Origin of the sequence: Shewanella sediminis HAW-EB3, assembly GCF_000018025.1 — a bacterium.
Classification (GTDB): Bacteria; Pseudomonadota; Gammaproteobacteria; order Enterobacterales; family Shewanellaceae; genus Shewanella; species Shewanella sediminis.
In genome coordinates this window covers 1,018,646-1,039,626 of record NC_009831.1, presented here as the reverse complement: position 1 = coordinate 1,039,626, position 20,981 = coordinate 1,018,646, and the positions used below count along the sequence as shown (strand labels likewise).

Below are 20,981 nucleotides of genomic sequence, written 5' to 3'. Positions count from 1 at the left end.
AATTGAATAGGTAATCACAAACAAAGTTTATGATTAATAGACAGCCAAGCAAAAAATGAACAACCACTTAAATAACAAAGAGATAATAAAAACAGATGCCCAAGTTATCCTGAGCTTATGACAGGAATACTGAGCCTTACTCCACAAAATTTATCGAAAAGGGTGTCATCCGATCTGTTTTCAACTAAAATGGCCGTCTAGATGTAGATACTTCTACACACTTCATATTGTTTAACGACGAGATTTACCACCATGGCAAAGCACCTGTTTACCTCTGAGTCGGTCTCAGAAGGTCATCCTGATAAAATCGCCGATCAGATTTCTGATGCGGTACTAGACGCAATCCTAGAGCAAGATCCAAAGGCTCGTGTTGCGTGTGAAACATACGTAAAGACCGGCATGGTCATGGTTGGTGGTGAAGTCACTACTTCAGCCTGGGTTGATATCGAAGAGATCACCCGTAAGACGGTTCGCGAAATTGGCTACACTCACTCAGACATGGGCTTCGATGCCGATTCTTGTGCTGTATTAAATGCCATTGGTAAGCAATCGCCTGACATCAACCAAGGTGTTGATCGCGCAGATCCTAAAGAACAAGGTGCCGGTGACCAGGGTCTAATGTTTGGTTATGCCAACAATGAGACTGAGCTGCTAATGCCTGCCCCTATCACCTATGCTCACGCATTGGTTAAACGTCAGTCTGAAGTTCGTAAAGCTAAGACACTGCCTTGGTTGCGCCCCGATGCAAAAAGCCAGGTAACGTTTGCCTACGAAGACCACAAGATTGTTGGCATCGACGCTATCGTACTGTCGACTCAACATTGTGACAGTGTTAGCCAAGCCGATCTGATCGAAGGCGTGATGGAAACTATCATCAAGCCAGTTCTTCCGGCGCAATGGTTGAACAAAGATACTAAGTACTTTATCAACCCTACCGGTCGTTTCGTTATCGGCGGTCCTATGGGTGATTGTGGTCTTACGGGTCGTAAGATTATCGTTGATACCTACGGCGGCATGGCTCGTCACGGTGGCGGCGCATTCTCTGGTAAAGATCCTTCTAAAGTTGACCGTAGTGCCGCGTACGCAGCCCGTTATGTAGCGAAGAACATCGTTGCTGCCGGCCTTGCCGATCGTTGTGAACTACAGGTCTCTTACGCTATCGGCGTAGCTGAGCCGACTTCTATCAGTATCGAAACATTCGGTACCGGCAAAGTTTCTGAAGAGGCGCTAATCGCTCTCGTTCGTCAGCATTTCGACCTGCGCCCTTATGGCCTGACTGAGATGTTAGATTTGGCTCGTCCTATCTACCAGTCAACGGCAGCATACGGTCACTTCGGTCGCAATGAGTTCCCGTGGGAACGCACCGATAAAGCCGAAGCCCTTAGAGCCGATGCTAAGCTCTAATCAGCATTAAGCTATAGTCAGCGTTGAGCTAACAGTTAAGAAGCCGCCTTTGGGCGGTTTTTTTATGCCTGAAAGTTAGCGGGGTTGTAGCATGAGCTCAATTAAGTTCCTATTAAGCTGAGGGCCATTATACTTCGCCCGCTATACCACACAGGAAAGCCAAGACTGGTATTTGTATTGATATCACCTATTCGATAGAGTGAATTGATACAGCAAAATATCAACAAGATTCAGTAACAGAAAAGGATAAGCCATGGATCTCAATAGCGGTAAATTCATCATAGCGCTACTGCTAATAGGCACCTCACTCTATTGGGGCGAGTCCTGGTTATCTGAGCCCCCTGAGTCTGGTGATGTCAGTTCGAGTGAGGTCGCTCCTGTCGCCGCTACGGCTTCAGGCAAGGCGATAAACTTAAGTTCGGCTGAAAATATTTTGATTCAGCTGGCGCAAAACCGTCCAACCGAAGCGGCCAAAGATGTCAGACTAGGTTCGTTGGACGATCTTATGGCCCTGTTCGACTCGCTCGATTACAACACTCAAAGCTGGATTGAAGGTAATCGTGAAGTCCCACGCCTCACCTTCGAGCGGGTCAGCGACAGTTGGCATAAGACCTCCAATGAGATCCCCGTACAACAGAAGAAGATGGTGTTCTTTCGTCTGATGGCCCCCCTTATTTTGGTTGCCAACGAAAACATTCTATTAGAGCGTCAGATAGTCGAAACGGCTCAACTCAGCGACAAAAAGCTGCAAGCAATCGCGATCAAATACAAGGTGCTCACGAAGCAAGCAGCCCCCCTGAATGAGGGCCAGCGTCAAGCTTTGTTAGCGCGAGTCGATATCATGCCGCCTTCTCTGGTACTGGCCCAAGCCGCAGAGGAGAGTGGATGGGCAACATCCAGATTTACCTTAGAGGGGAACGCCTTCTTTGGCCAATGGGACTTCAGTGGAAATGGGATGGTGCCCAAACAGCAACGTAAAGAGCTGGGGAACTATGGACTGGCACGGTTCGATAGCCCACTGGCATCGGTTGAAGGTTATATGGTTAACCTCAACACTAATAATGCCTACCAGAAACTGCGCCATCTTCGCGCAGAACTCAGGCAGAACAAGCAAGCTATCACAGGAGTGTTACTCGCAGGTACCCTGGACAAATATTCTGAGCGAGGCCAGGCCTATATCGACGGGATCAGAGAGATGATCCGCTATAACCAGCTGGATCAGGTAGACCAGGCTTACCTCAGTAGCGCCGCTCCTCTTCATCTGATTGGTAAAAACCAATAATTTAGTTGGCACTATACTCTCCGCCTGACTGGTAAAAACCAGTGTTCCAGAAGGCACTACAGCCTTCATCTGATTCGTAAAAACCAATGATCGAGTAGGACACTATAGCCTTCGCCACAACGCCCTGCTGATCATCCTGACTTTGGTCGGCAGATTCATTCGGTTCAGATTGGTTGAGATGATCCCTTTGGTAAAGCGGGTCTTCTTGCTGTAATCAATATTCACATCGAGTACCACTGGAATATTCTCTTCAGACAAGGCCAGTGCTTCAGCTATCTTTTCACTTATCTCCTCATTGCTCTGCAGTCGAATGTACCGGCATCCCGCAGCCTCGACTAAGGCCTTAAACTTAAACTCGGGGAGTACAGTACAGGTCTCGGCATTGTAAGGGACTTTCTGCGCCTGGGAGATCTGAGCCAGCTCGCCGTCGTTAAAGATGGTAAAGATAGCCCCGATGCCGAGAGAGGATGCAGTAAAGAGCTCGGCCTGGGTCATCATAAATGCCCCATCACCTATGATGCCGACCACCTGCTTATCGGGGTTAGCAAGCTTAGTGCCTATGACAGCAGGGATCGCATAACCCATACAGTTAAAATCTGTGGGGCTGAAAAAATGCTTAGGAAGATAGCAAGGCATGAGCTCGGCGGTTAAAAAAGTATGGTTCCCGTCATCGGCAACCACATAGGCATCGTCATCGAGCGATGCTCTTAGCTGCTGAAAAAATGCCCCCGGATTGACTCTGTCGCCACTGTCGTGAGCTAACCACTCATCCATATAGCTCTTCTTATCCCGCTTGATTGCCTGTTCAATGACAGCGGCATCTTTCGCCCTGATATGCGTTTTTTGGAGCTTCTCCAACAAAGCGGCTAACACTGCGCCCGCATCTCCCTCGATGGCAACTTTGGCAGGGTAATTAGCGTTAAAAACGTCCGGATTAATATCGATATGGATCAGATTTTCCGGCACGGTCACCCCAAAGCTTCCCGTGCCAATCTCTGCAAAACGGGTACCTATGGCGAGCAGACAATCACACGCTTTAAAGGCATTGGTCGCAGCCGGAACCGCGGCGGGGCCAAAACCCATCCCGGTATGAAGCGGATGTTTGGCGGGGAATGCGCTGAGTCCCTGCAGGGTTGTCGCAACCGGAGTGCCAAGTAAGGCGGCAATCTGCTCGGTACATCCACTCGTCTCTACGCCCCCCCACCCCACAAATATGGCTGGATTTTTTGCGTTAGCTAATAGCGTTACCGCTTGAGTCAATTGAGCATCGAGTGAATGACTCAATGACTTTACCGGCGCCCGGTAGACTGGTAGGTCTGAGACCTCCCCCTTATCGAGCTGAAGGTTCACGGGGATCTCCACAAACACAGGCCCGGGTTCGCCATCATTGGCAAGTCTGAAGGCTTCAAAAAGTGTGGCTACCACCTCCTGATGACGAGTCACTTTAAAGGTTTTTTTCGTGATGGGCTCGAGCATCTTATGCTGATCCATGTCGTGCAGCTGGTAGGAATATTTCGAGTCGGTTCTCACGCCGCCGCTGATGACTAACATAGGGATGCCATCTAACGACGCTTCCGCAATACCGCTGGCGGCATGGGTGGCTCCGGCGGCGGGAACGATAAGTAATGTACCAGTACTATCGCTGCTTCTGCTGACGGCATCGGCCATAAAGGCCCCATGGCCCTCATGGGTCACCAGCACAGGTTCGATGCTGTCAGATTGTGCCAATTCATCATATATTTCAGTGTTATGCACACCAGGGATACCGAAGGTGTACTTAATATTTAGTTGCTCCAGTGCATAACGAACAAGCCAGGCTGCGGTTTTTTTCAATGTAATATCCTCGTTTTTTGTTTTTATTATTTATGACTGTCGATAATCGCAGCCGCCGCATTGCGGGCCGTTAAGATACAAGCCGACAGGAATGTTCCCTCTAAAGAGCGAACCCCGTTGGCACCGCCGCCACCAAACCCAGCGGCCTCGCCGACACAATATAAACCCACAATGGGCTCGCCTTGCCGATCCAGTACCTGGCTGGATAAGTTAGTCTGTACCCCACCAAGGCTCTTACGGCTAATCAACTTAAGCCTGATGGCAATAAGCTTATCTCTCTTTCCCGTTCCCACCGACAAGATAGGTCCGGGTTTACGGGTTCGCAACCTATCGGGCCTCCATTGTCTGGCATGGTTAATACGTCTTAGCTGCTCATCATTTTGCAACCGGGTATCGACCGTTCGTTGATCGTACAGAGTTATCTCTCGCGCCAAATCTACACTATCGATATAGCTTTGCTTTGTCAGGAGGTTCATCTTATGCGTCAGGTCATCGAGTGTGTCGGCACAGATGAAATCTTCACATTGCTCCGCCAACTCTTCCACTAAGCGGTGATTACCGAACAATATCTCATTGAGAAAGCTGAATATTTTTTTATCTCTGATCGAAGGGTTATGCTCAGCCCCCGATACCGCCAACTCTTTCACGGCTATGGTCCAGTTCAATACCTGCCAGGTCCAGGGCTTACTCTGCCTTGCGACCTGCCGACACAGATAGTGAGTGTCGAACCCGGTAACCAGAGGTTGTGGACCTATTCGCCTTCCAAGGTGATCGAGCCACAGGGCTGATTTACAGGGAATCAAGCTTAGACCATGCCCCTCAAATTCTGCCTGAGGATGTGCGATTCCAGCCGCATAATTCCACATCTTATCGACATGAGTTACCCGAGCTCCCAGTGCCTCAACCTCGTCATGAAGCAGGCCATCGGAGATGGGGTTGGCACCATTTAACAGCGTCTCTGGCACCTCTTCCCATGGGACATTCCAGTTTTGTTTCACCCTTTCACTGCTGCCATTGATACCACCGCAGGCAATGACGATATGAGAGGCTGAGATCGAAAAAATAGCCTTGCTCTGTTCATTTTCAACTTCTATGCCGACGACGGCCCCCTCATCATTAATGGGGCGCACAACCTTATGTCGGTAAAAAATATCGAGCTTTCCCTGTCTGATATAGGGGGCCAACTTAACCATTATGGTCTCTACTAACTCCCTGCCTGTCCCCCACAGCACATGATACCGGGGCACTGAATTACCGGGGACAAATAACCCTCGCTCCACCCAGTTAACCGCAGGCAAAAACTTCAGACCCAAGTGAGTTAACCACCGATAGACCTTTTCATTATTATGTTCGGCATACTCTTTTGCCCAAGCCTTAGGCCAGATATCACCTTCACCAAATTCGGCAAAACTGTGCCAATCCCGAAGCAGAAGGGTCGAGTCGTCGTGGATATTCATCTGCCTTTGCTGAGGGGTTCCGGACAATGCCATGCCACCGAATGCCCACCTGGCCAGGCCACCGATCCTCTCCGGAGTATCACGGTCGACAAGATAGACTGTCTGCCCATGCTCGAGTAATTCGAGAGCCGTAACCAGACCAGCGACACCGGCTCCGGCGATGACTGTATCGCATTGATAATTTTCAGCTTGTCTCATTCTCTTACCAGCTGCTAGCATATGGATGATATTTATACTGTTATGAATAGCACCTTCTGGCCATAGTAAAAATTACCTAATGGGTTAAATATGAAAAAAGTGTCCCCCGACAAGTTTATCAGTCGGCTCTATCGGGAGTCGTCGCGAGTATCACTCGAGGATTTTCCGGTGTGGGCATTAAGTTTTCTGCGACAGGTCATCAATTTTGATGGCGCTATCTGGGGAACGGGGCATGTCTCTACCAAGGCTTTCCATACACAAACCGCCATCGATATCTCGAGTGATATCTTCGACCAGTTGAAGGCGAACTTAGCCATCAACCCTATCTTTGAAACGCTCTTTTCGACTCAGGGAGGAGCGGTAGATATGCGTGATGTACTCCCGGATGAAGAGTTCTATGACTCCGCGCTTTATCACAACTGTTTCAAACCATTTGGCATTGAACGAATACTAAGCTCGCTGCATATTGATGAGCGAAGCGGTATTTTTACCTTGCTCACCCTCTACCGTTACAACCGGGAGGAAGGCTTTACAGCCGATGAGAAAAACATTCAGAATCGATTACTCTATCACCTGCTCAGCGCCGCTTCTCATCGACAACTTTTAGCTCTGAATGAACAGGAGAAAGACCTGAGCGATCACTGCTGCGCCATCTGTGATTGCGAAGGTATCTATCATAGTGTCGATTCAAGTTTTCTCGATACCTTAGAGTCTCACCTGCAAACACCCACACAGCAGAAGTTTCCATTCCCAATAGCGACACAGGATAACCGGTTCACCGAAGGAGAACTTCAATTCAACCAGACCCGAATGGGCGATCTCTACCGGATATCCCTACGGATAAAGAATCAGCTCGATGAGCTCACGACGAGAGAGAAACAGATCGTTGCAGGGGTTTGCAAAGGAGGGACTTTCAAACAGATAGCCCGGGATCTCGAACTGTCACCCTCAACCGTTTCTAACCACCTGTACCGTATCTACATGAAGTTAGGGATACATACCCGCAGTGAATTGATACTGATTGCCAACAACTGCGAATTTTCCCAGTACGACTAACCGTTGATAAGCCATCAATACCAGAGCCCAACTAGTAAACAGGCCCAAAAGGGGATAGTTTAAAGGCTCAAGGCCGCCTATTCGCAGTGATCGAAATGGGCACTTTCCATACACATAAACGACACTTGTTGCATCGTCATTACCGGAACATTAAGCTCCCTTAGTGATGACATCTCGATTTCGCTCTCCTCCTCACAACTGAGTAGAGCCGGGCTTGCTGCATAGTCATTGATTCGACCGCAATCGATCCATACCCCCTGCCATTTGACACAATAGAACACCTCGAGGCCAACATCCGATTTACGCTGTGCTTCATAGGCGACAGGCTTTAGCTCCGGTGGTTCTTCGCTCGAATGATTCGCGGACACTTCGGCGCTTAACACAGATACCACTAACTTAAGGTTATCGAACGCAGATAGAGTGACACCAACGTAGGGAGCCAGTAGGCGTTTAAGTTGCTCGTGCATGATAAACTCCTATTTATTTCGCCGCTAAAGCAAGCAGGTAATAGTCTCTGTCATCGAAGGTAAAGAAATCCAGCACCTGCATCGATGCCTTATTGGTATGAGCCGAAAATGATACCAAGTTATCTTCAGCGATAAACGTCAGCATAAACTGAAACCTGGGCTGAACCTGTAACTTAAGGTAGTTAACCATGGCCTCAAAAATCCCCTTACCTCGACAGGATTTTTTAATCCAAATGGGGCCATATTGACATGAGTTCGCTTTAGTTATTTTAGTACCGCCGACAGTGAAGTCGCCTAGTCTTCTCAGAATATTCCGGTACACAGGCCAGGATTCAAAGAATCGCCACCCACCAGCAATAACATAACCGACAATTTCCTTCCCTTCGCCATTATCCTGTTCGGCAACGACTATCCAATGCTCTGAAATAAGCAGTTTAAGCTCGGCCGAGCCAAACGTTTGCCCATCTAATCCATATGATTGCTCTGAGCCACTCAACTCATCGTTAAGGTTGGTTTGTTCAAGTTCTTGAAGCTGATTGAGATCGCCAAGATGAGCTAATCTGATATTCATCACTCTACTCTAGATTTGATAATGTAAATTTATTGAGATAGGGCTGATTATACCAGCCCTAGCCCACATTTATAACGCTTTCACTATCCCCTGTTTCTGCTGCCAATAGTTTGCATAAATCCGATATGGCTACCACACTTAACTAAATATCCACAGACCTTGGCCAGGGTTCCCATGCTTCCTGAAAATGTCGATACAAGTATCAGTTTACTTGAGAGTGACAATACCCAACTCAATTTAGTTCGCTGGATGCACCAATGTGAATTGATGAAACGCTATTATCAAGCCGATGTCGTATTTGTTATTCAAGAAACCAGCAGTGGTTTCGAGGTTATCGTCAGCTCCATCAGTCAGAACCGCTTATTAACCACCGGCACTCTCTTCGAACCCGATGATAAAATATTCCAGCGCCTGGTTCACTCACAGCCAGAAGGGTTGAATATCGACCTGACCAATCAAAAGAAATTAATTTTGCCGGATGTGTTTGCCAATGCGGACAATATGCTGACCCGCCCAATCTTATGGCCCGACGGGACTCACTTCGGTTGTATTTGCGTGCTCAACACCAGAATATCCTCAAATGAAACAAACTCCTTTATGCTTGAGCCTTTTCAAATATTATTGCAGCAAGAGCTCACCCTCTATTGCCAAACTCAGCGTATCGAGTCGCTATCGATGAGAGACAGAGAGACAGGCATGCTGAATAGGTATGGCTTTATCATGATGGCCCCGCGGCAACTCAGCCTCGGTCGGCGTTTTGGCGCATCCGCTGGCATAATATTTTTCGAGCTGTACCCAACGCCCCCTTTAGAACATATCGAGGATAAACATAACCGCTTATTAGGTTCCATTATCCAGGATACGATACGAACCGCAGACATAGCGGCGCACTATAGTGAGACACAATTTGTTGTTCTGGTATTTGTGGATTCGGAGCGCGACCTTATTCACATAGGTAAACGCGTAGAAAAACTGCTTTTTCAACAAAATGATAAGCTCAATGTAGACTCAAGCTGTAATTATTTCACCCCTGATTCGTCAGTAAAACTAGCTCCTATGCTGGAAGAGTCGAAAAAAGGACTCAAATCTGAGCTCCACAAACTTGAGGCGGCCCAAGTTAAAGCCAAGGCTTCACAAGAGACCCAAGCCGAACACAGAGAGGAGAATGATCGGATTAGCCACTAACAACTGTACAAAGTATGCACTTACCTCAATTTTAACTGCAACTCATCCGATGAGCATTTGAATGTGGATCTTTTTCAAAGAAACAACAAGTTTACATTTAGGTAACCACTTAAGTTGGGTATGCTAACACCAAGTTTTCGTTTACAACAAAAGTCTGACTGATCAATTTTTAAAGTCAGGGCACGGGTTATAAACGAGTCAGCATGAAAACACCATTAAGTGAGAAAGCCTATGTTAGCCCAAAGCACACATCACCTACTTTGGCTAAGGGAGCAAGATCATCCGGCTATTAGCCTGCCAAGGTGGCAACAACAAGTAGAGTTATTAAGTAATTTTTACCAATCCCAGGCTTGCCTGATCCTTCAAGTGGTCAACGATAGCGTTCAAATTGTCTGCGCCCGTCAGAGTCAAAACTTCCACTTAAACGGAGGCACAGGCTTTGAAGATGCCGGCTTGTTAGCCGTGATCCATAACTACGATGGCTACAACCTAACTAAGTCCTCAGGGGCTGACTTTACTTCTGAGCTTTCTCAATTTAATCAGGTGTTATCCCGCCCCATATTTTGGCCAGATGGCGAGCTATTCGGTTGTATCTTGGTCTGTGACCCGCTGCAGGCTAAATACCGTGAGCGATTAACCCCTCTCGTCGAAACTGCAACCTCATTGATCCAGGGTGAATTGAAGCATGTCTTTCTCATGCAGCAGGTAAAAATGCTCTCGGTACAGGACGAGCAAACCTGTATGCTCAACCCTTACGGTTTCAGCTTAATGGCTCCAAGGCAACTCAGTCTAAGCCGACGTTTTGGCTCCCACGCCGGGATCATTTTAATCGAAGAGATGATGAACGAGTCACCCGAGTCTTCCAAGGACGATGAGGGACAGAGAATACGCATGCTGGCCAGGATCATTCACGACAACCTCAGAGATGCCGATGTGTCAGCCAGAGTAGGTCACCGGCAATTTATCATCCTCTGCTTCATCGATAATGAATCTAATCTCGATGCCCTTGTTTCCAGATTGAAAAAGCAGATAGCTAAAGAGGATCCAAACTTAAAACTTGTTACAGGACAGAGTTACTTTACGCCAGATATTCAAATCAGTCTGGATCCTATGCAGGCAAAGGCTAAAGAGAACTTAAACATGAACAAACTTGAGCATCAGAAAACGACCCGCTAGCCCTATACTGAGTAGCCCTATATTGGCTCGTCTCGTTTCTTATCCTGTTCCCTTGCCCATTGTATAAAAATGACAATGGGAAAGGGTGACATCATCACCAAGCCTAAACCGATTAAACTCGATACCAGTACCATCCCGCTTATCACTAATGCCATGTCTGTAAATAAGTAGGCTAAAACTCCAATGATAAACATGAATAATCCTACCCAATGCATCACCTTTAAGGTTTTCATTGCTCTTTTAACTCCAAAAAAAGACTTATCGCTTTTTATATTGCACTAATATTGTCACAATATGGTGAATATTAATTTGGATCCCAGTAATGTCTATAAAATCATATGCGATTGCCGCAGCTCTCCTCGGTTTAACCGCCTGCCAAAGTACCATTGAAACTCAGCCACAAGATATTGCTCTTCAGGGAAGCTGGCATATTGAGGTGGTCACTGAAAAACCTGTTATCGATTACAGCCCGGCTCAACTCACTTTTGCTCCAGACGGCAAATTGACAGGCAATAACAGCTGCAATAACTTCTTCGGCCAATACTCGATTGATGGTAATAAGATAACGCTGACTCCTGCAGGCAGTACAATGAAAGCCTGCGTCGATGCATTAATGGATCAAGAGCGCAGAGTGATGGCAGCCATGCCTGAAGTTGCCTCCGGGGAGCTTGCCAAGGGTAAGTTACTTCTTAAAGATGCAGCAGGAAACACCCAGTTAGTTTTAAGTAAGATATAGCACTGACGCCCCTATTTAAGAACATTAAAAAAAACCGCCATTCGGCGGTTTTTTTTCTCACGATTTGATTAAGAGACTCTGCTCTGCATTAATTTTGTCTCAATCTCCCGGCAACTAGGCGCGCTCCACTCCCTTGAACTTGGTGTTCATGGCCGCTTCATCATTTTGTATGGCTAACTGCTCCGCTATCAATGCACTCTGTTCCATATCTGCATTATAGTGAGCGACATTAAGCTCACCTTCCGATTTAGCGATAACAGTCGTCGCCACTAAATCACCAGATACATTTACAACGGTGCGTGCCATATCCAGGACCCTATCGATACCAGCGATTAACGCAACCCCTTCGAGAGGTAAGCCGACGGTGGTCAGCACAAGAGTCAACATCACCAGACCCGCACCAGGTACACCGGCTGTACCAATAGAGGCCAGCGTAGCGGTTAAAATGATGGTGATGTAATCCACCCAGGTCAGGTCGATGCCAAAGGCCTGCGCAACAAACAGGGCTGTTACCCCCTGATAGAGTGCCGTTCCATCCATGTTGATGGTCGTCCCCAGTGGCAAAACGAAACTGGAGATCTTCTTGTTAATCCCTAAAGACTCACTGGCGCATTTCATGCTGGCTGGCAGGCTGCCAGCGGAGCTTGATGTGGTGTATGCCACTGCCAATGCGTTACTGATCCCCTTAAAAAACTGCACAGGATTGAGCTTAGCAAATACACTCAGCACCACACTGTAAAAGCCCACGACGTGTATGAAACAACCGATATAGACGGCAATAATGACTTTTATCAACGGCAGCAGCATCTCAATACCATACTCACCCGCCACCCATGCCATTAAACCAAACACCCCATAAGGCGCCAGCTTCATGATCATATCGGTTAACTTGTACATGGCTTCGGCTAAACTTTCAAACACCTTAATAGCCGGTTTTCCATGATCGCCGATCAACACTAGAGAGATACCTAAGGCGACCGCAAACACAATCACTTGCAAGATCTGTCCACTCGCTAAAGCAGCAATGGGGTTAGTCGGTACAATATTAATTAAGGTCTCCATCACTGAGGGCACTTCTTTGGCCACAGTAAGACTTGCATCGGCCTGCATTCCCAAGCCTGAACCTGGCTGCATAAAGTGTCCGACCGCTAGCCCTAAGGTGATTGCTATCGAAGTGGTACCGAGATAAAAAACAAATGATTTAAAACCGATCCTTCCCATCTTAGCGGTATCTTGCATGGAGGTGACCCCCACAATAAGAGAGCAAAATACCAGCGGAACTATCAACATCTTAATGGTATTAACAAAAAGCGTGCCTATCGGCTTTAGTACAACCGCTTGCTCACCTAAACCGAGTCCCGTGGCAATACCTAAAAGCATACCGATAAGAATTTGTAGCCAAAGAGGCACAGACATCCAGCGTGACCAGACACGGCCAACGATCGACGATTTTTGTTCAGACATTATTTTCAACCTTGAGTGTAGAAAGCGATAGAGTTTTGGATGCGTCAATTTGAAGAGGCGAGCCATTAAATCCGCTCGATAGCGAAATTTACAGGGCGACTAATGGATCAAACTAAAACGGGGCGAGATTTTACCATAGCCAGTAATAACCGAGAGTGATCAATATCAAGCAGAGAAGGCTTGCAACTCCTACCAGACAAGGAAAGTTAAGCGTCAGCCCATTACAACGTCAAGTGTGTAACAAACCAGAAACAGCATAGGTCAGGAATGACAATAAGTATAAAACAAACGTCTAAATATTAAGTAGAGTCATGCATCAAGCATCGAAAAAACCTTTGCTACCCTCATCATCAAATTTCATTTTATGTAGTGCAGCCGGAGGTTGTTCTCTCTCAATTAAATAACTCCAATAGGCATCATCGAAACCGCGAAATAGCTGATCGGTTCTGCCTTCAGATTTTAAAATTAACCACCACCATACCAGCCCCCACAGACCAAAAGTGAGTATAGTCAGCGCAAAGTGAACCACTTTATTCCTCTCATAACCAGGGGAACGCGCTTCATGGCTCCGATAAACGACTCGCTCATGACTGTTATTAACCACTCGCTCATGGCTGTTATTTATCAATTTTCCTGACAAATTACGATGTACACGGTATTTATGATGAGTCGCGGCCATAATCGCCTCCAGTTTTCCTCTCTACTAAAAAGTTTAGCAGAGTTAGACTTTAGTCGAATAAAAAAGACCAAATGACCTAGGGCCTGTTTATCTTTCGAGCTTGAATTTTGCTCAATCTCAATGGGTTTAGTGCAAGGCATCGAGCGATGACGCCTAATGAGTTAAGCGAAAAGCTCGTAACACAGCAATAAGCTCATTGAGATGAGCCAGTAGGGCAGCGTTTGTTGGCCATTTCTACTGCGTTATCGCTTATTTATGTAGAGTAACTACATCACACAAGCTACGCCTTGTATAAACGGTCAACAACTCGCTGCAAAAGCAACCATGAAAGGTCAACAGGCCCTAAAGTCCAAGCCAGCATAAAAGCTAAACAGGCGGTTATGGAACATGGTAGAGTATTCGAAAAAAATGGAGTCGATAATGAAAATAAGAAAAGGCCAACAGTCAGACCTTAGCGCTTTAATTCAGTTTAATCAGGCCATGGCCATGGAAACTGAAGAGCTTGCTTTAGATAGTAACTTACTAAATAAAGGCGTGAATACCTTACTTAGTCATCCCGAAAAAGGTTTCTATCTGGTCGCTGAAGCAGACAATGAGATCGTCGGTTCGCTCATGGTCACGTTCGAATGGAGTGATTGGAGAGCTAAGGACTACTACTGGATCCAGAGCGTCTACATTCGTCCTGAAAATCGTCGTCAGGGGATCTATGGAAAACTCTATCAAGCGGTAAAAGATATTGCAGAAGAAAATGGTGGAGCCGCGAGTTTCAGACTCTATGTCGAAAAGGAAAACACCAAGGCTCAACAGACATACCAAGCTCTGGGCATGGAGCAAAGTTACTATCTGATGTACGAAGAGAAGTAATTAAAGTATCCAACTGCCGGGTTTAAAGCCTAGGTTCTAGAAACTAGAACCTAGGGGCATTTTTAAGCACAGATGCTGGTGACCTTTATCGCTAAACCACCTTGACTGGTTTCACGATACTTAACATGCATATCCTTCCCCGTCTCGTACATGGTTTCGATCACCTTATCCAGGCTCACTGTGGGCTCACTGTTACGGCGCATAGCCATGCGAGATGAGTTGATAGCCTTAACAGATGCTATCGCATTACGCTCGATACAAGGTACCTGCACCTGGCCGGCTACCGGGTCACAGGTTAAGCCCAAGTTATGCTCCATACCGATTTCTGCTGCGATACACACCTGAGAAGGGCTAGCCCCCATGATCTCAGCTAAACCAGCGGCCGCCATCGAACAAGCAACACCAACTTCTCCCTGGCAGCCCACTTCGGCACCGGAAATCGAAGCGTTACGCTTATAGAGCGAACCGACTGCAGAAGCGGCAAGATAGAAGCGCGTATACTCTTGCTTGCCCATAGGCTGAATAAACTTATCGTAATACGCCATTACCGCAGGAATGATACCCGCAGCGCCGTTGGTTGGAGAGGTCACAACACGACCGCCAGCGGCATTTTCTTCACTGACCGCAAGGGCAAACATATTAACCCAGTCGATAATAACCATAGGATCTGAAGAGAGGCGCTCACCAGTAACCAGTTGACGATAAAGTGCAGGCGCTCGGCGTGGGACTCTCAAAGGACCGGCAAGCACCCCCTCAGTCTGACAACCTCTTTCGATACCCGCTTTCATGGTATCCCAAACGGCACCAAAGCCTTCATAGATGGCCGCTTCGCTGTGGAAAACCTTCTCATTTTCCATCATCAGCGCGCTAATACTGAGCCCTTCACGCTTACAGGTCTCAAGCAGCTCTGACGCATAGGCAAATGGGTAGGGAAGGATCACTTCATTAGCCGCAGCCAGTCCGAAATGCTCTTCATCGACAATAAAGCCACCACCCGTCGAATAGTAAGTCTTACTAAATGCACAAGTATCCCCAATCCAGGCGTGCAGTGACATACCATTTTCATGCAATGGAAGCGCATGTTCATGGAATGTAACTGAACCTTGTGGAAATGCGACATTGAGGGCTTCTTCACCTAAAGGTAAGGTTGAAGTCAGCTCAATCTGACGTATATATTCTGGAATAGACTCGATATCGACACTCTCGGGAAGGTTACCTCCCAAGCCGACTAAGATGGCGGTATCGGTATGGTGTCCCTTGCCCGTCAGGGAGAGTGAACCATAGATATCGACACTCACGCGAGTGATCTGTTTCAACTCACCGCGTTGACGTAACTCATCGACAAACTCTTTGGCGGCCTTCATCGGCCCGACAGTGTGTGAACTCGATGGACCCACACCTATCTTAAAAATATCAAATGCGCTAAACATAATAAACAACCTCTAAAAAAGCAGGAAAGGGTCAGTACTAAAACAGTACTGACCCTATAACAAGCATGATGAATGACTTAGAAATTAAGACAACATGCCGAATAGAATTGCCGTCATGGCTAACAGGCCTGCAATGACAACGAAGATGTTACTGATACGACCGCGATAAGCTTTCAGTGCCGGCACTTTGTAAACAGCATACATTGGCATCAGGTAAAGAATTGCGGCGATGATTGGACCACCTAACGCTTCAATCATACCTAAGATGCTTGGGTTGATGATGGCGACACCCCAAATGGTGAAGTACATGAAGCCAAGAATAAACTTATCCACTTTCTTACCAGAGACTTCTTTCTTACTGCTGGCCAGTTGCTTAGTGATAAGTCCTTTCAGACCTTCAGCAGCACCCATGTAGTGACCGAAGAAAGAAGACAGAATTGCAATAGTCGCAATGATAGGACCAAAGTAGCTCACAAAACCGCTCTCATGAACGTTTGCCAGATAAGATAGGATCGCTAAGTTCTGCTCTTTAGACTCTGCAAGCTGCTCGGGGCTTAGGGAAAGCACACAAGAGAAGACGAACAGCATCACGAAACCAACCAACATCATAGTTGTATTACGTAGAATCACATCGGCTTTATTTGATGCATTCTTACCGTGCTCACGCTTCAAAGAGACAGAGAACTGTGAAATGGCAGGAGAATGGTTAAAAGCAAACACGAGTACCGGAATGGTTAGCCAAACTGTACCTAAGAACTCTCCGGCAGCAGGCACCTGTGTCAGTGCATCCATCTTCCAGCTAGGAATAAGGTAGAAAGACATAAAGGCCAAAATTGCAACCAGTGGGTATACCAGGAATTGAGTCACTTTCAACATGAACTTCTCGCCGGAAACCATCACCGACATCATACCCAAGATAAGCACACCCGATAATATCCAACGTGGAGGTGAAGCCATTCCAAGTTGGTTAACGATGAAACTATCGATAGTGTTGGTAATACCGACACCATAGATCAAAACGATTGGGAAGATAGCAAAGAAGTAAAGTAAGGTTATCGCCTTACCGGCCCCAACACCAAAATACTCTTCAACTACGTGAGTGATATCGCTGCTCTCCCTCTGTGAAGAACAGACAAATCGAGACAAACCACGGTGAGCCAGATAGGTCATAGGACCGATGATGACCGCCATCATGACCAACGGCCAAAAGCCTCCCATACCGGCATTAATTGGTAGGAAAAGAATACCTGCACCTACCGCGGTGCCAAATAGACTCAACATCCAAGTTGTATCCTGACGTGTCCAACCCTGACGGCCAGCTTCTTGCACTTGGGTATTAATCGCTTCTTCTTGCATAAATATTACCTTTGAGGTGCTAATGACACCTTTGGTGTTCTTGGTATAAACAGTAACTTCGAGATGAATCGCTCACTTCGAAGTAAGAGCAAATTTCGGGGCAAGAATATAGATATGAAATCGTGAAAAATTGATCTAGAACCGGGTTTTGTAATCAAATTTCAGAACAAGCTGATATTGGGATCAATGTCTAATTTATGATGTTCTAAATTTTCATGTTACATCCACTTGAGCAACCTGGTTGAACCTGGGGTTAACATGGGAATCACATGTATTACCTATCGGTGATATTCTGGAATCAGAGATTTAACCCCGAGTTACGAGCGACATCGCAGAAACGGAGTATTTCGAGAAGCCACCCAGCAATCAAACCGTAAAGCTTGAGATAAATCACAGTTGTTTTCGCTATAAAAATAGACAGGGCTAGCGATACCCTCTGAAATAAGTTTTCATATAAAAAGTTCAACTAGCAGACATCGCTTTTAGTGACACTTTTAGTGACGGGGAGTAGTATATTTTTCAAAGAAGACCTAACCCCATGTTTTAGCTATGACTCACTCGAGTCAGACACGATAATCGACAAATAGGAAAGAGATAAACATGCAAGAGATCGCCAATCTGAAGAAAATAAGGGTGCTGATTGGTTCGACCAATCCGGTAAAGATCAATGCTGCCAAAGTGGCCATTTGTCAGATCTTTCCGGAAACACATATTGAGTGCATAGGTATTCACGCTCCCTCCATGGTTCCCGACCAGCCAATGACCGAAGTGGAAACCCGACAGGGTGCAATCAACCGAGTCACCTACTGCCAATCATTAGTCAATTCAAACGTTCACTCAGCAGAGCTGTTTGTTGCGATGGAAGGTGGAGTCGATAACTTTGAACATGGCCCGGCAACGTTTGCCTATATTGTTGTTGCCACAGCCAATCAAGTTTCCGTCGGTCGCAGCGCACTCTTGCCACTCCCCTCATGCATCTACCGCTCATTAGCCGCAGGTGAAGAACTTGGCGATGTCATGGATAGACTATTTAATACCAAAAATATTAAGCAACAAGGTGGGGCTATAGGACTATTGACTAAAGGGCACGCAACCCGTGAAAGTATCTATACTCAGGCACTCATCCTTGCCATGGCTCCACTATTAAACCCTGAGCTATATCAAGACTAATACCAATCAGTAATGACTTGCATTTTTACCGGTAACTCCCTAGTTTAGAGATAGAGTGTTTAGAGATAGAGTGTTTAGACTGAAATTATTTAGCTCATCGCCATATGCTATTCACCAGGACCGCCTTCAAGAAAAATCTGATTCGCAAATCACTTGCATTCTTTCTCATTACCCTCTAGGTTAGGCATTTAGATGTTAGTCGCAACTAATCAAGAGGGTTGGGTAGCAGTGTTGAATAGCAAAAGTGATATTTTTAGCAAAGACAAGGCTGAGCAGGTACAGGGCTCTGGCCTTAGAACACTATCGAGACACTTAGTCAGGCAATTAGGCATGCTCAATTCGGCGTGTGGCGATCTGCCACTCTCTCCGGTTCAAGCCCACGCGTTGATCGAGCTCAGGCATCAGGCAATTCCAATAAAACAACTCGCCCAAACACTCAACATAGATAAGTCTAATGCCAGTAGAGCCATCACAAACTTGGTGGAAAAAGGGCTTGCGCAAACTAAGAGCAACCCCAAAGACAGCAGAAGTTTACTCGCCCACCTGACCCCCCAGGGGAAAAAGTTGCTTCACAAGCTGGATCTGCAGCAAAACATTGTGTTCGAACAGATCCTGTCGCAACTTTCAACCGAAGAGACAAAACAGATAGAGAGTGCAATAACCCTATATCACAAAGCGATTTGCCGCTCTCAAGCTCAACAGGGATTGACCATCCGCGAGATAAAGCCAAAAGATGATGAAGCTATGGCTCAGATCATTCGCGAAGTATCTGCCGAATATGGTCTCACTGCTGACAAAGGCTATGGTGTATCAGATCCCACTCTGGACTCCCTCAGCCAGGAGTATCGAGCCGAAAATGCCTGCTACTGGGTGATAGAGGAGGATGGTGTATTACTGGGCGGCGGGGGGATTGCACCACTAAACGCTAAAGCGAACCCTGTTGAAAGTGATGGTATTAAATCAGAGCCTGAGTCAAAGAGCGCTTTCGAAGATGGAGTTTGCGAGCTTCAGAAGATGTATTTTTCACACCAACTTCGCGGTAAGGGGTTAGCGAGACGCCTCGCCTATCAGGCGATCGACTTCGCTCGTGAACGCGGTTATCACTCCTGTTACTTAGAGACCACTGCTTGCCTAAATGAAGCCGTTAAGCTGTATGAATCAATTGGCTTCGAACATCTGCAGTCTCACCTAGGCAATACCGGCCATGACGCCTGTGAAATGCCGATGTTATTGAAGTTAACGAAAAACTGAGACGACGCTTCGCTATATAAACCAATGCGATGCCCTAAGGGCTAATCGACGCTTCGCTGCAGAACCTAAGACGACGCCCTTCGGGCTATTGAAAAAGACTAAAGCTTGCGAAGCCGTCGAATGGGCACCGCCGCCTTCCAATATATCTAGTCTTTCCCCCAAAACCTTGTTAGCCTCAAATGATTCTCGTTGCGCAATTTGCGCCAAAATAGAGTGGAGATTTTATGGAATATAGACGTATCCCACATTCCAGCCTTGATGTAAGTGAACTCTGCTTAGGTACCATGACTTGGGGTGAGCAGAATACCCAACAGGAAGCTTTTTCCCAACTCGACTATGCCATAGGTGAAGGGATCAACTTTATCGACACGGCAGAGATGTATCCGGTCCCTCCCAAGGCAGAGACTCAGGGAGAGACAGAGCGAATATTAGGTAACTACCTTAAGAAAAGTGGCAATCGTAATAATCTTGTCATCGCCACTAAGGTCTCGGCCCCCGGTGGCAAGAGTGACTATATTCGACCGAATATGGCCCTGGACTGGCGTAATATTCATGAAGCGGTCGATGCCTCACTGGAACGACTTCAAATCGACACCATAGACCTATATCAGATCCACTGGCCGGACAGAAACACTAACTTTTTCGGTGAGCTCTCTTATCAACAGATCGATGATAATGAGAAACAAACCCCTATCATAGACACGCTTGAAGCATTGGCCGACTTGGTCAAGTCAGGAAAAATCCGCTACATAGGCGTATCCAATGAAACGCCTTGGGGTCTGATGAAGTACCTGCAGTTGGCAGAAAAGCACGATCTCCCCCGTGTCATTAGTGTCCAAAATCCCTATAACTTGCTAAACCGCAGTTTTGAGGTGGGCATGGCAGAGATAAGCCATCGAGAAGAGGTGCCACTTTTAGCCTACTCACCTATGGCATTCGGGGCACTAAGCGGTAAATACCTCGATGACCAATGGCCAGAAGGCGCACGACTGACCCTGTTTAAACGCTTTGCACGCTATACCGGCAGTCAGATGGCACTCGAAGCGACCAAGGCTTATGTCGAGTTGGCTAGAGAGTTCCATATGAGCCCAGCCCAGATGGCCCTGGCATTCGTTAACTCACGTAAATTTGTCGCCTCCAATATCATTGGCGCAACGAGTATCGAGCAGTTAAAGGAGAACATCGACAGCATCAATACCTGTATCTCACCCGAGTTACTTATTCGTCTGGATGAGCTGGCTCAGATTTATAGACTACCTTGCCCGTAAAAAGTAAGAGTAAAGACAGTTATAAGCTTTGAGTTATAAGCAGAGTCAAAAGCGGAGTCCTGAAACATACTCCGGCTGATTAGATAAAATGCGACGAGTGACTCATTAAGAGTCAAACATAAAAGCCACTTGCA

At 46.7% G+C, this 20,981-nt stretch carries 19 protein-coding genes; 10 read left to right on the top strand and 9 right to left on the bottom strand.

Features of this window, described 5'->3' with window-relative positions; translation table 11 throughout:
* The first annotated feature begins 252 nt into the window (after positions 1-252).
* Both metK and SSED_RS04495 read left to right on the top strand, forming a co-directional pair.
* A complete protein-coding gene (gene metK / locus SSED_RS04500; RefSeq protein ID WP_012141220.1) occupies positions 253-1,404 on the top strand; it encodes a methionine adenosyltransferase in 1,152 nt (383 codons plus the stop codon).
* A gap of 253 nt (positions 1,405-1,657) precedes the next feature.
* Positions 1,658-2,686, top strand: a complete 1,029-nt coding sequence (locus SSED_RS04495) for a glucosaminidase domain-containing protein (RefSeq protein WP_012141219.1) — start codon at positions 1,658-1,660, stop codon at positions 2,684-2,686.
* Positions 2,687-2,788: 102 nt separating this feature from the next.
* On the opposite strand, the gene SSED_RS04490 is transcribed toward SSED_RS04495, so the two are convergent.
* Positions 2,789-4,519, bottom strand: a complete 1,731-nt coding sequence (locus tag SSED_RS04490; protein WP_012141218.1) for a thiamine pyrophosphate-binding protein — start codon at positions 4,517-4,519, stop codon at positions 2,789-2,791.
* A 26-nt stretch (positions 4,520-4,545) separates the two neighbouring features.
* Positions 4,546-6,174 (bottom strand): FAD-dependent oxidoreductase, encoded by a 1,629-nt coding sequence (locus tag SSED_RS04485; RefSeq protein WP_041421971.1) that lies wholly within the window; start codon positions 6,172-6,174, stop codon positions 4,546-4,548.
* A gap of 90 nt (positions 6,175-6,264) precedes the next feature.
* Between SSED_RS04485 and SSED_RS04480 the strand changes: the two genes are divergently transcribed.
* Complete coding sequence (locus SSED_RS04480; RefSeq protein WP_012141216.1) at positions 6,265-7,230, top strand: response regulator transcription factor; 966 nt, start codon at positions 6,265-6,267, stop codon at positions 7,228-7,230.
* A gap of 77 nt (positions 7,231-7,307) precedes the next feature.
* On the opposite strand, the gene SSED_RS04475 is transcribed toward SSED_RS04480, so the two are convergent.
* Positions 7,308-7,697 carry a hypothetical protein gene (locus tag SSED_RS04475; protein WP_012141215.1) on the bottom strand — a complete coding sequence of 130 codons (390 nt, stop codon included), beginning with the start codon at positions 7,695-7,697 and terminating at the stop codon, positions 7,308-7,310.
* A 13-nt stretch (positions 7,698-7,710) separates the two neighbouring features.
* Positions 7,711-8,268 (bottom strand): GNAT family N-acetyltransferase, encoded by a 558-nt coding sequence (locus tag SSED_RS04470; protein WP_012141214.1) that lies wholly within the window; start codon positions 8,266-8,268, stop codon positions 7,711-7,713.
* 174 nt (positions 8,269-8,442) lie between these two features.
* Between SSED_RS04470 and SSED_RS04465 the strand changes: the two genes are divergently transcribed.
* Entirely contained in the window at positions 8,443-9,453 is a 1,011-nt protein-coding gene (locus tag SSED_RS04465; RefSeq protein ID WP_012141213.1) for a GGDEF domain-containing protein, read from the top strand.
* Between the two features lie 231 nt (positions 9,454-9,684).
* Positions 9,685-10,629 carry a nucleotidyl cyclase domain-containing protein gene (locus SSED_RS04460; RefSeq protein WP_012141212.1) on the top strand — a complete coding sequence of 315 codons (945 nt, stop codon included), beginning with the start codon at positions 9,685-9,687 and terminating at the stop codon, positions 10,627-10,629.
* A gap of 17 nt (positions 10,630-10,646) precedes the next feature.
* On the opposite strand, the gene SSED_RS25135 is transcribed toward SSED_RS04460, so the two are convergent.
* Positions 10,647-10,862, bottom strand: a complete 216-nt coding sequence (locus tag SSED_RS25135) for a hypothetical protein (protein ID WP_012141211.1) — start codon at positions 10,860-10,862, stop codon at positions 10,647-10,649.
* A gap of 89 nt (positions 10,863-10,951) precedes the next feature.
* On the opposite strand from SSED_RS25135, the gene SSED_RS04450 reads away from it, so the two are divergent.
* Positions 10,952-11,365, top strand: a complete 414-nt coding sequence (locus tag SSED_RS04450; protein ID WP_012141210.1) for an META domain-containing protein — start codon at positions 10,952-10,954, stop codon at positions 11,363-11,365.
* A gap of 114 nt (positions 11,366-11,479) precedes the next feature.
* On the opposite strand, the gene SSED_RS04445 is transcribed toward SSED_RS04450, so the two are convergent.
* Positions 11,480-12,829 carry a dicarboxylate/amino acid:cation symporter gene (locus SSED_RS04445; RefSeq protein ID WP_012141209.1) on the bottom strand — a complete coding sequence of 450 codons (1,350 nt, stop codon included), beginning with the start codon at positions 12,827-12,829 and terminating at the stop codon, positions 11,480-11,482.
* A 316-nt stretch (positions 12,830-13,145) separates the two neighbouring features.
* Complete coding sequence (locus SSED_RS04440) at positions 13,146-13,508, bottom strand: DUF4234 domain-containing protein (RefSeq protein WP_012141208.1); 363 nt, start codon at positions 13,506-13,508, stop codon at positions 13,146-13,148.
* A 420-nt stretch (positions 13,509-13,928) separates the two neighbouring features.
* Between SSED_RS04440 and SSED_RS04435 the strand changes: the two genes are divergently transcribed.
* Positions 13,929-14,372 carry a GNAT family N-acetyltransferase gene (locus tag SSED_RS04435; RefSeq protein ID WP_012141207.1) on the top strand — a complete coding sequence of 148 codons (444 nt, stop codon included), beginning with the start codon at positions 13,929-13,931 and terminating at the stop codon, positions 14,370-14,372.
* A gap of 62 nt (positions 14,373-14,434) precedes the next feature.
* Here the strand turns inward: SSED_RS04435 and SSED_RS04430 are convergent, their stop codons facing one another.
* Both SSED_RS04430 and SSED_RS04425 read right to left on the bottom strand, forming a co-directional pair.
* Positions 14,435-15,802, bottom strand: a complete 1,368-nt coding sequence (locus SSED_RS04430; RefSeq protein ID WP_012141206.1) for an L-serine ammonia-lyase — start codon at positions 15,800-15,802, stop codon at positions 14,435-14,437.
* An 84-nt stretch (positions 15,803-15,886) separates the two neighbouring features.
* Positions 15,887-17,158 carry an aromatic amino acid transport family protein gene (locus SSED_RS04425; RefSeq protein ID WP_012141205.1) on the bottom strand — a complete coding sequence of 424 codons (1,272 nt, stop codon included), beginning with the start codon at positions 17,156-17,158 and terminating at the stop codon, positions 15,887-15,889.
* 600 nt (positions 17,159-17,758) lie between these two features.
* On the opposite strand from SSED_RS04425, the gene yjjX reads away from it, so the two are divergent.
* From yjjX to SSED_RS04410, 3 genes are all read left to right on the top strand, one after another.
* Positions 17,759-18,328 (top strand): inosine/xanthosine triphosphatase, encoded by a 570-nt coding sequence (gene yjjX / locus SSED_RS04420; protein ID WP_012141204.1) that lies wholly within the window; start codon positions 17,759-17,761, stop codon positions 18,326-18,328.
* Between the two features lie 192 nt (positions 18,329-18,520).
* Positions 18,521-19,579, top strand: coding sequence for a bifunctional helix-turn-helix transcriptional regulator/GNAT family N-acetyltransferase (locus tag SSED_RS23880; protein WP_012141203.1), 1,059 nt, complete (start codon positions 18,521-18,523; stop codon positions 19,577-19,579).
* Positions 19,580-19,803: 224 nt separating this feature from the next.
* The gene (locus tag SSED_RS04410) at positions 19,804-20,847 is read left to right on the top strand and encodes an NADP(H)-dependent aldo-keto reductase (protein ID WP_012141202.1); all 1,044 of its coding nucleotides are present in this window, start codon (positions 19,804-19,806) and stop codon (positions 20,845-20,847) included.
* The last annotated feature ends 134 nt before the right edge of the window (positions 20,848-20,981 follow it).

Coding starts and splice junctions, on each gene's coding strand:
- metK (WP_012141220.1), top strand. CDS start 253: ATGGCAAAGCACCTGTTTACCTCTGAGTCGGTCTCAGAAGGTCATCCT.
- SSED_RS04495 (WP_012141219.1), top strand. CDS start 1,658: ATGGATCTCAATAGCGGTAAATTCATCATAGCGCTACTGCTAATAGGC.
- SSED_RS04485 (WP_041421971.1), bottom strand. CDS start 6,174: ATGAGACAAGCTGAAAATTATCAATGCGATACAGTCATCGCCGGAGCC.
- SSED_RS04480 (WP_012141216.1), top strand. CDS start 6,265: ATGAAAAAAGTGTCCCCCGACAAGTTTATCAGTCGGCTCTATCGGGAG.
- SSED_RS04475 (WP_012141215.1), bottom strand. CDS start 7,697: ATGCACGAGCAACTTAAACGCCTACTGGCTCCCTACGTTGGTGTCACT.
- SSED_RS04470 (WP_012141214.1), bottom strand. CDS start 8,268: ATGAATATCAGATTAGCTCATCTTGGCGATCTCAATCAGCTTCAAGAA.
- SSED_RS04465 (WP_012141213.1), top strand. CDS start 8,443: ATGCTTCCTGAAAATGTCGATACAAGTATCAGTTTACTTGAGAGTGAC.
- SSED_RS04460 (WP_012141212.1), top strand. CDS start 9,685: ATGTTAGCCCAAAGCACACATCACCTACTTTGGCTAAGGGAGCAAGAT.
- SSED_RS25135 (WP_012141211.1), bottom strand. CDS start 10,862: ATGAAAACCTTAAAGGTGATGCATTGGGTAGGATTATTCATGTTTATC.
- SSED_RS04450 (WP_012141210.1), top strand. CDS start 10,952: ATGTCTATAAAATCATATGCGATTGCCGCAGCTCTCCTCGGTTTAACC.
- SSED_RS04445 (WP_012141209.1), bottom strand. CDS start 12,829: ATGTCTGAACAAAAATCGTCGATCGTTGGCCGTGTCTGGTCACGCTGG.
- SSED_RS04440 (WP_012141208.1), bottom strand. CDS start 13,508: ATGGCCGCGACTCATCATAAATACCGTGTACATCGTAATTTGTCAGGA.
- SSED_RS04435 (WP_012141207.1), top strand. CDS start 13,929: ATGAAAATAAGAAAAGGCCAACAGTCAGACCTTAGCGCTTTAATTCAG.
- SSED_RS04430 (WP_012141206.1), bottom strand. CDS start 15,802: ATGTTTAGCGCATTTGATATTTTTAAGATAGGTGTGGGTCCATCGAGT.
- SSED_RS04425 (WP_012141205.1), bottom strand. CDS start 17,158: ATGCAAGAAGAAGCGATTAATACCCAAGTGCAAGAAGCTGGCCGTCAG.
- yjjX (WP_012141204.1), top strand. CDS start 17,759: ATGCAAGAGATCGCCAATCTGAAGAAAATAAGGGTGCTGATTGGTTCG.
- SSED_RS23880 (WP_012141203.1), top strand. CDS start 18,521: ATGTTAGTCGCAACTAATCAAGAGGGTTGGGTAGCAGTGTTGAATAGC.
- SSED_RS04410 (WP_012141202.1), top strand. CDS start 19,804: ATGGAATATAGACGTATCCCACATTCCAGCCTTGATGTAAGTGAACTC.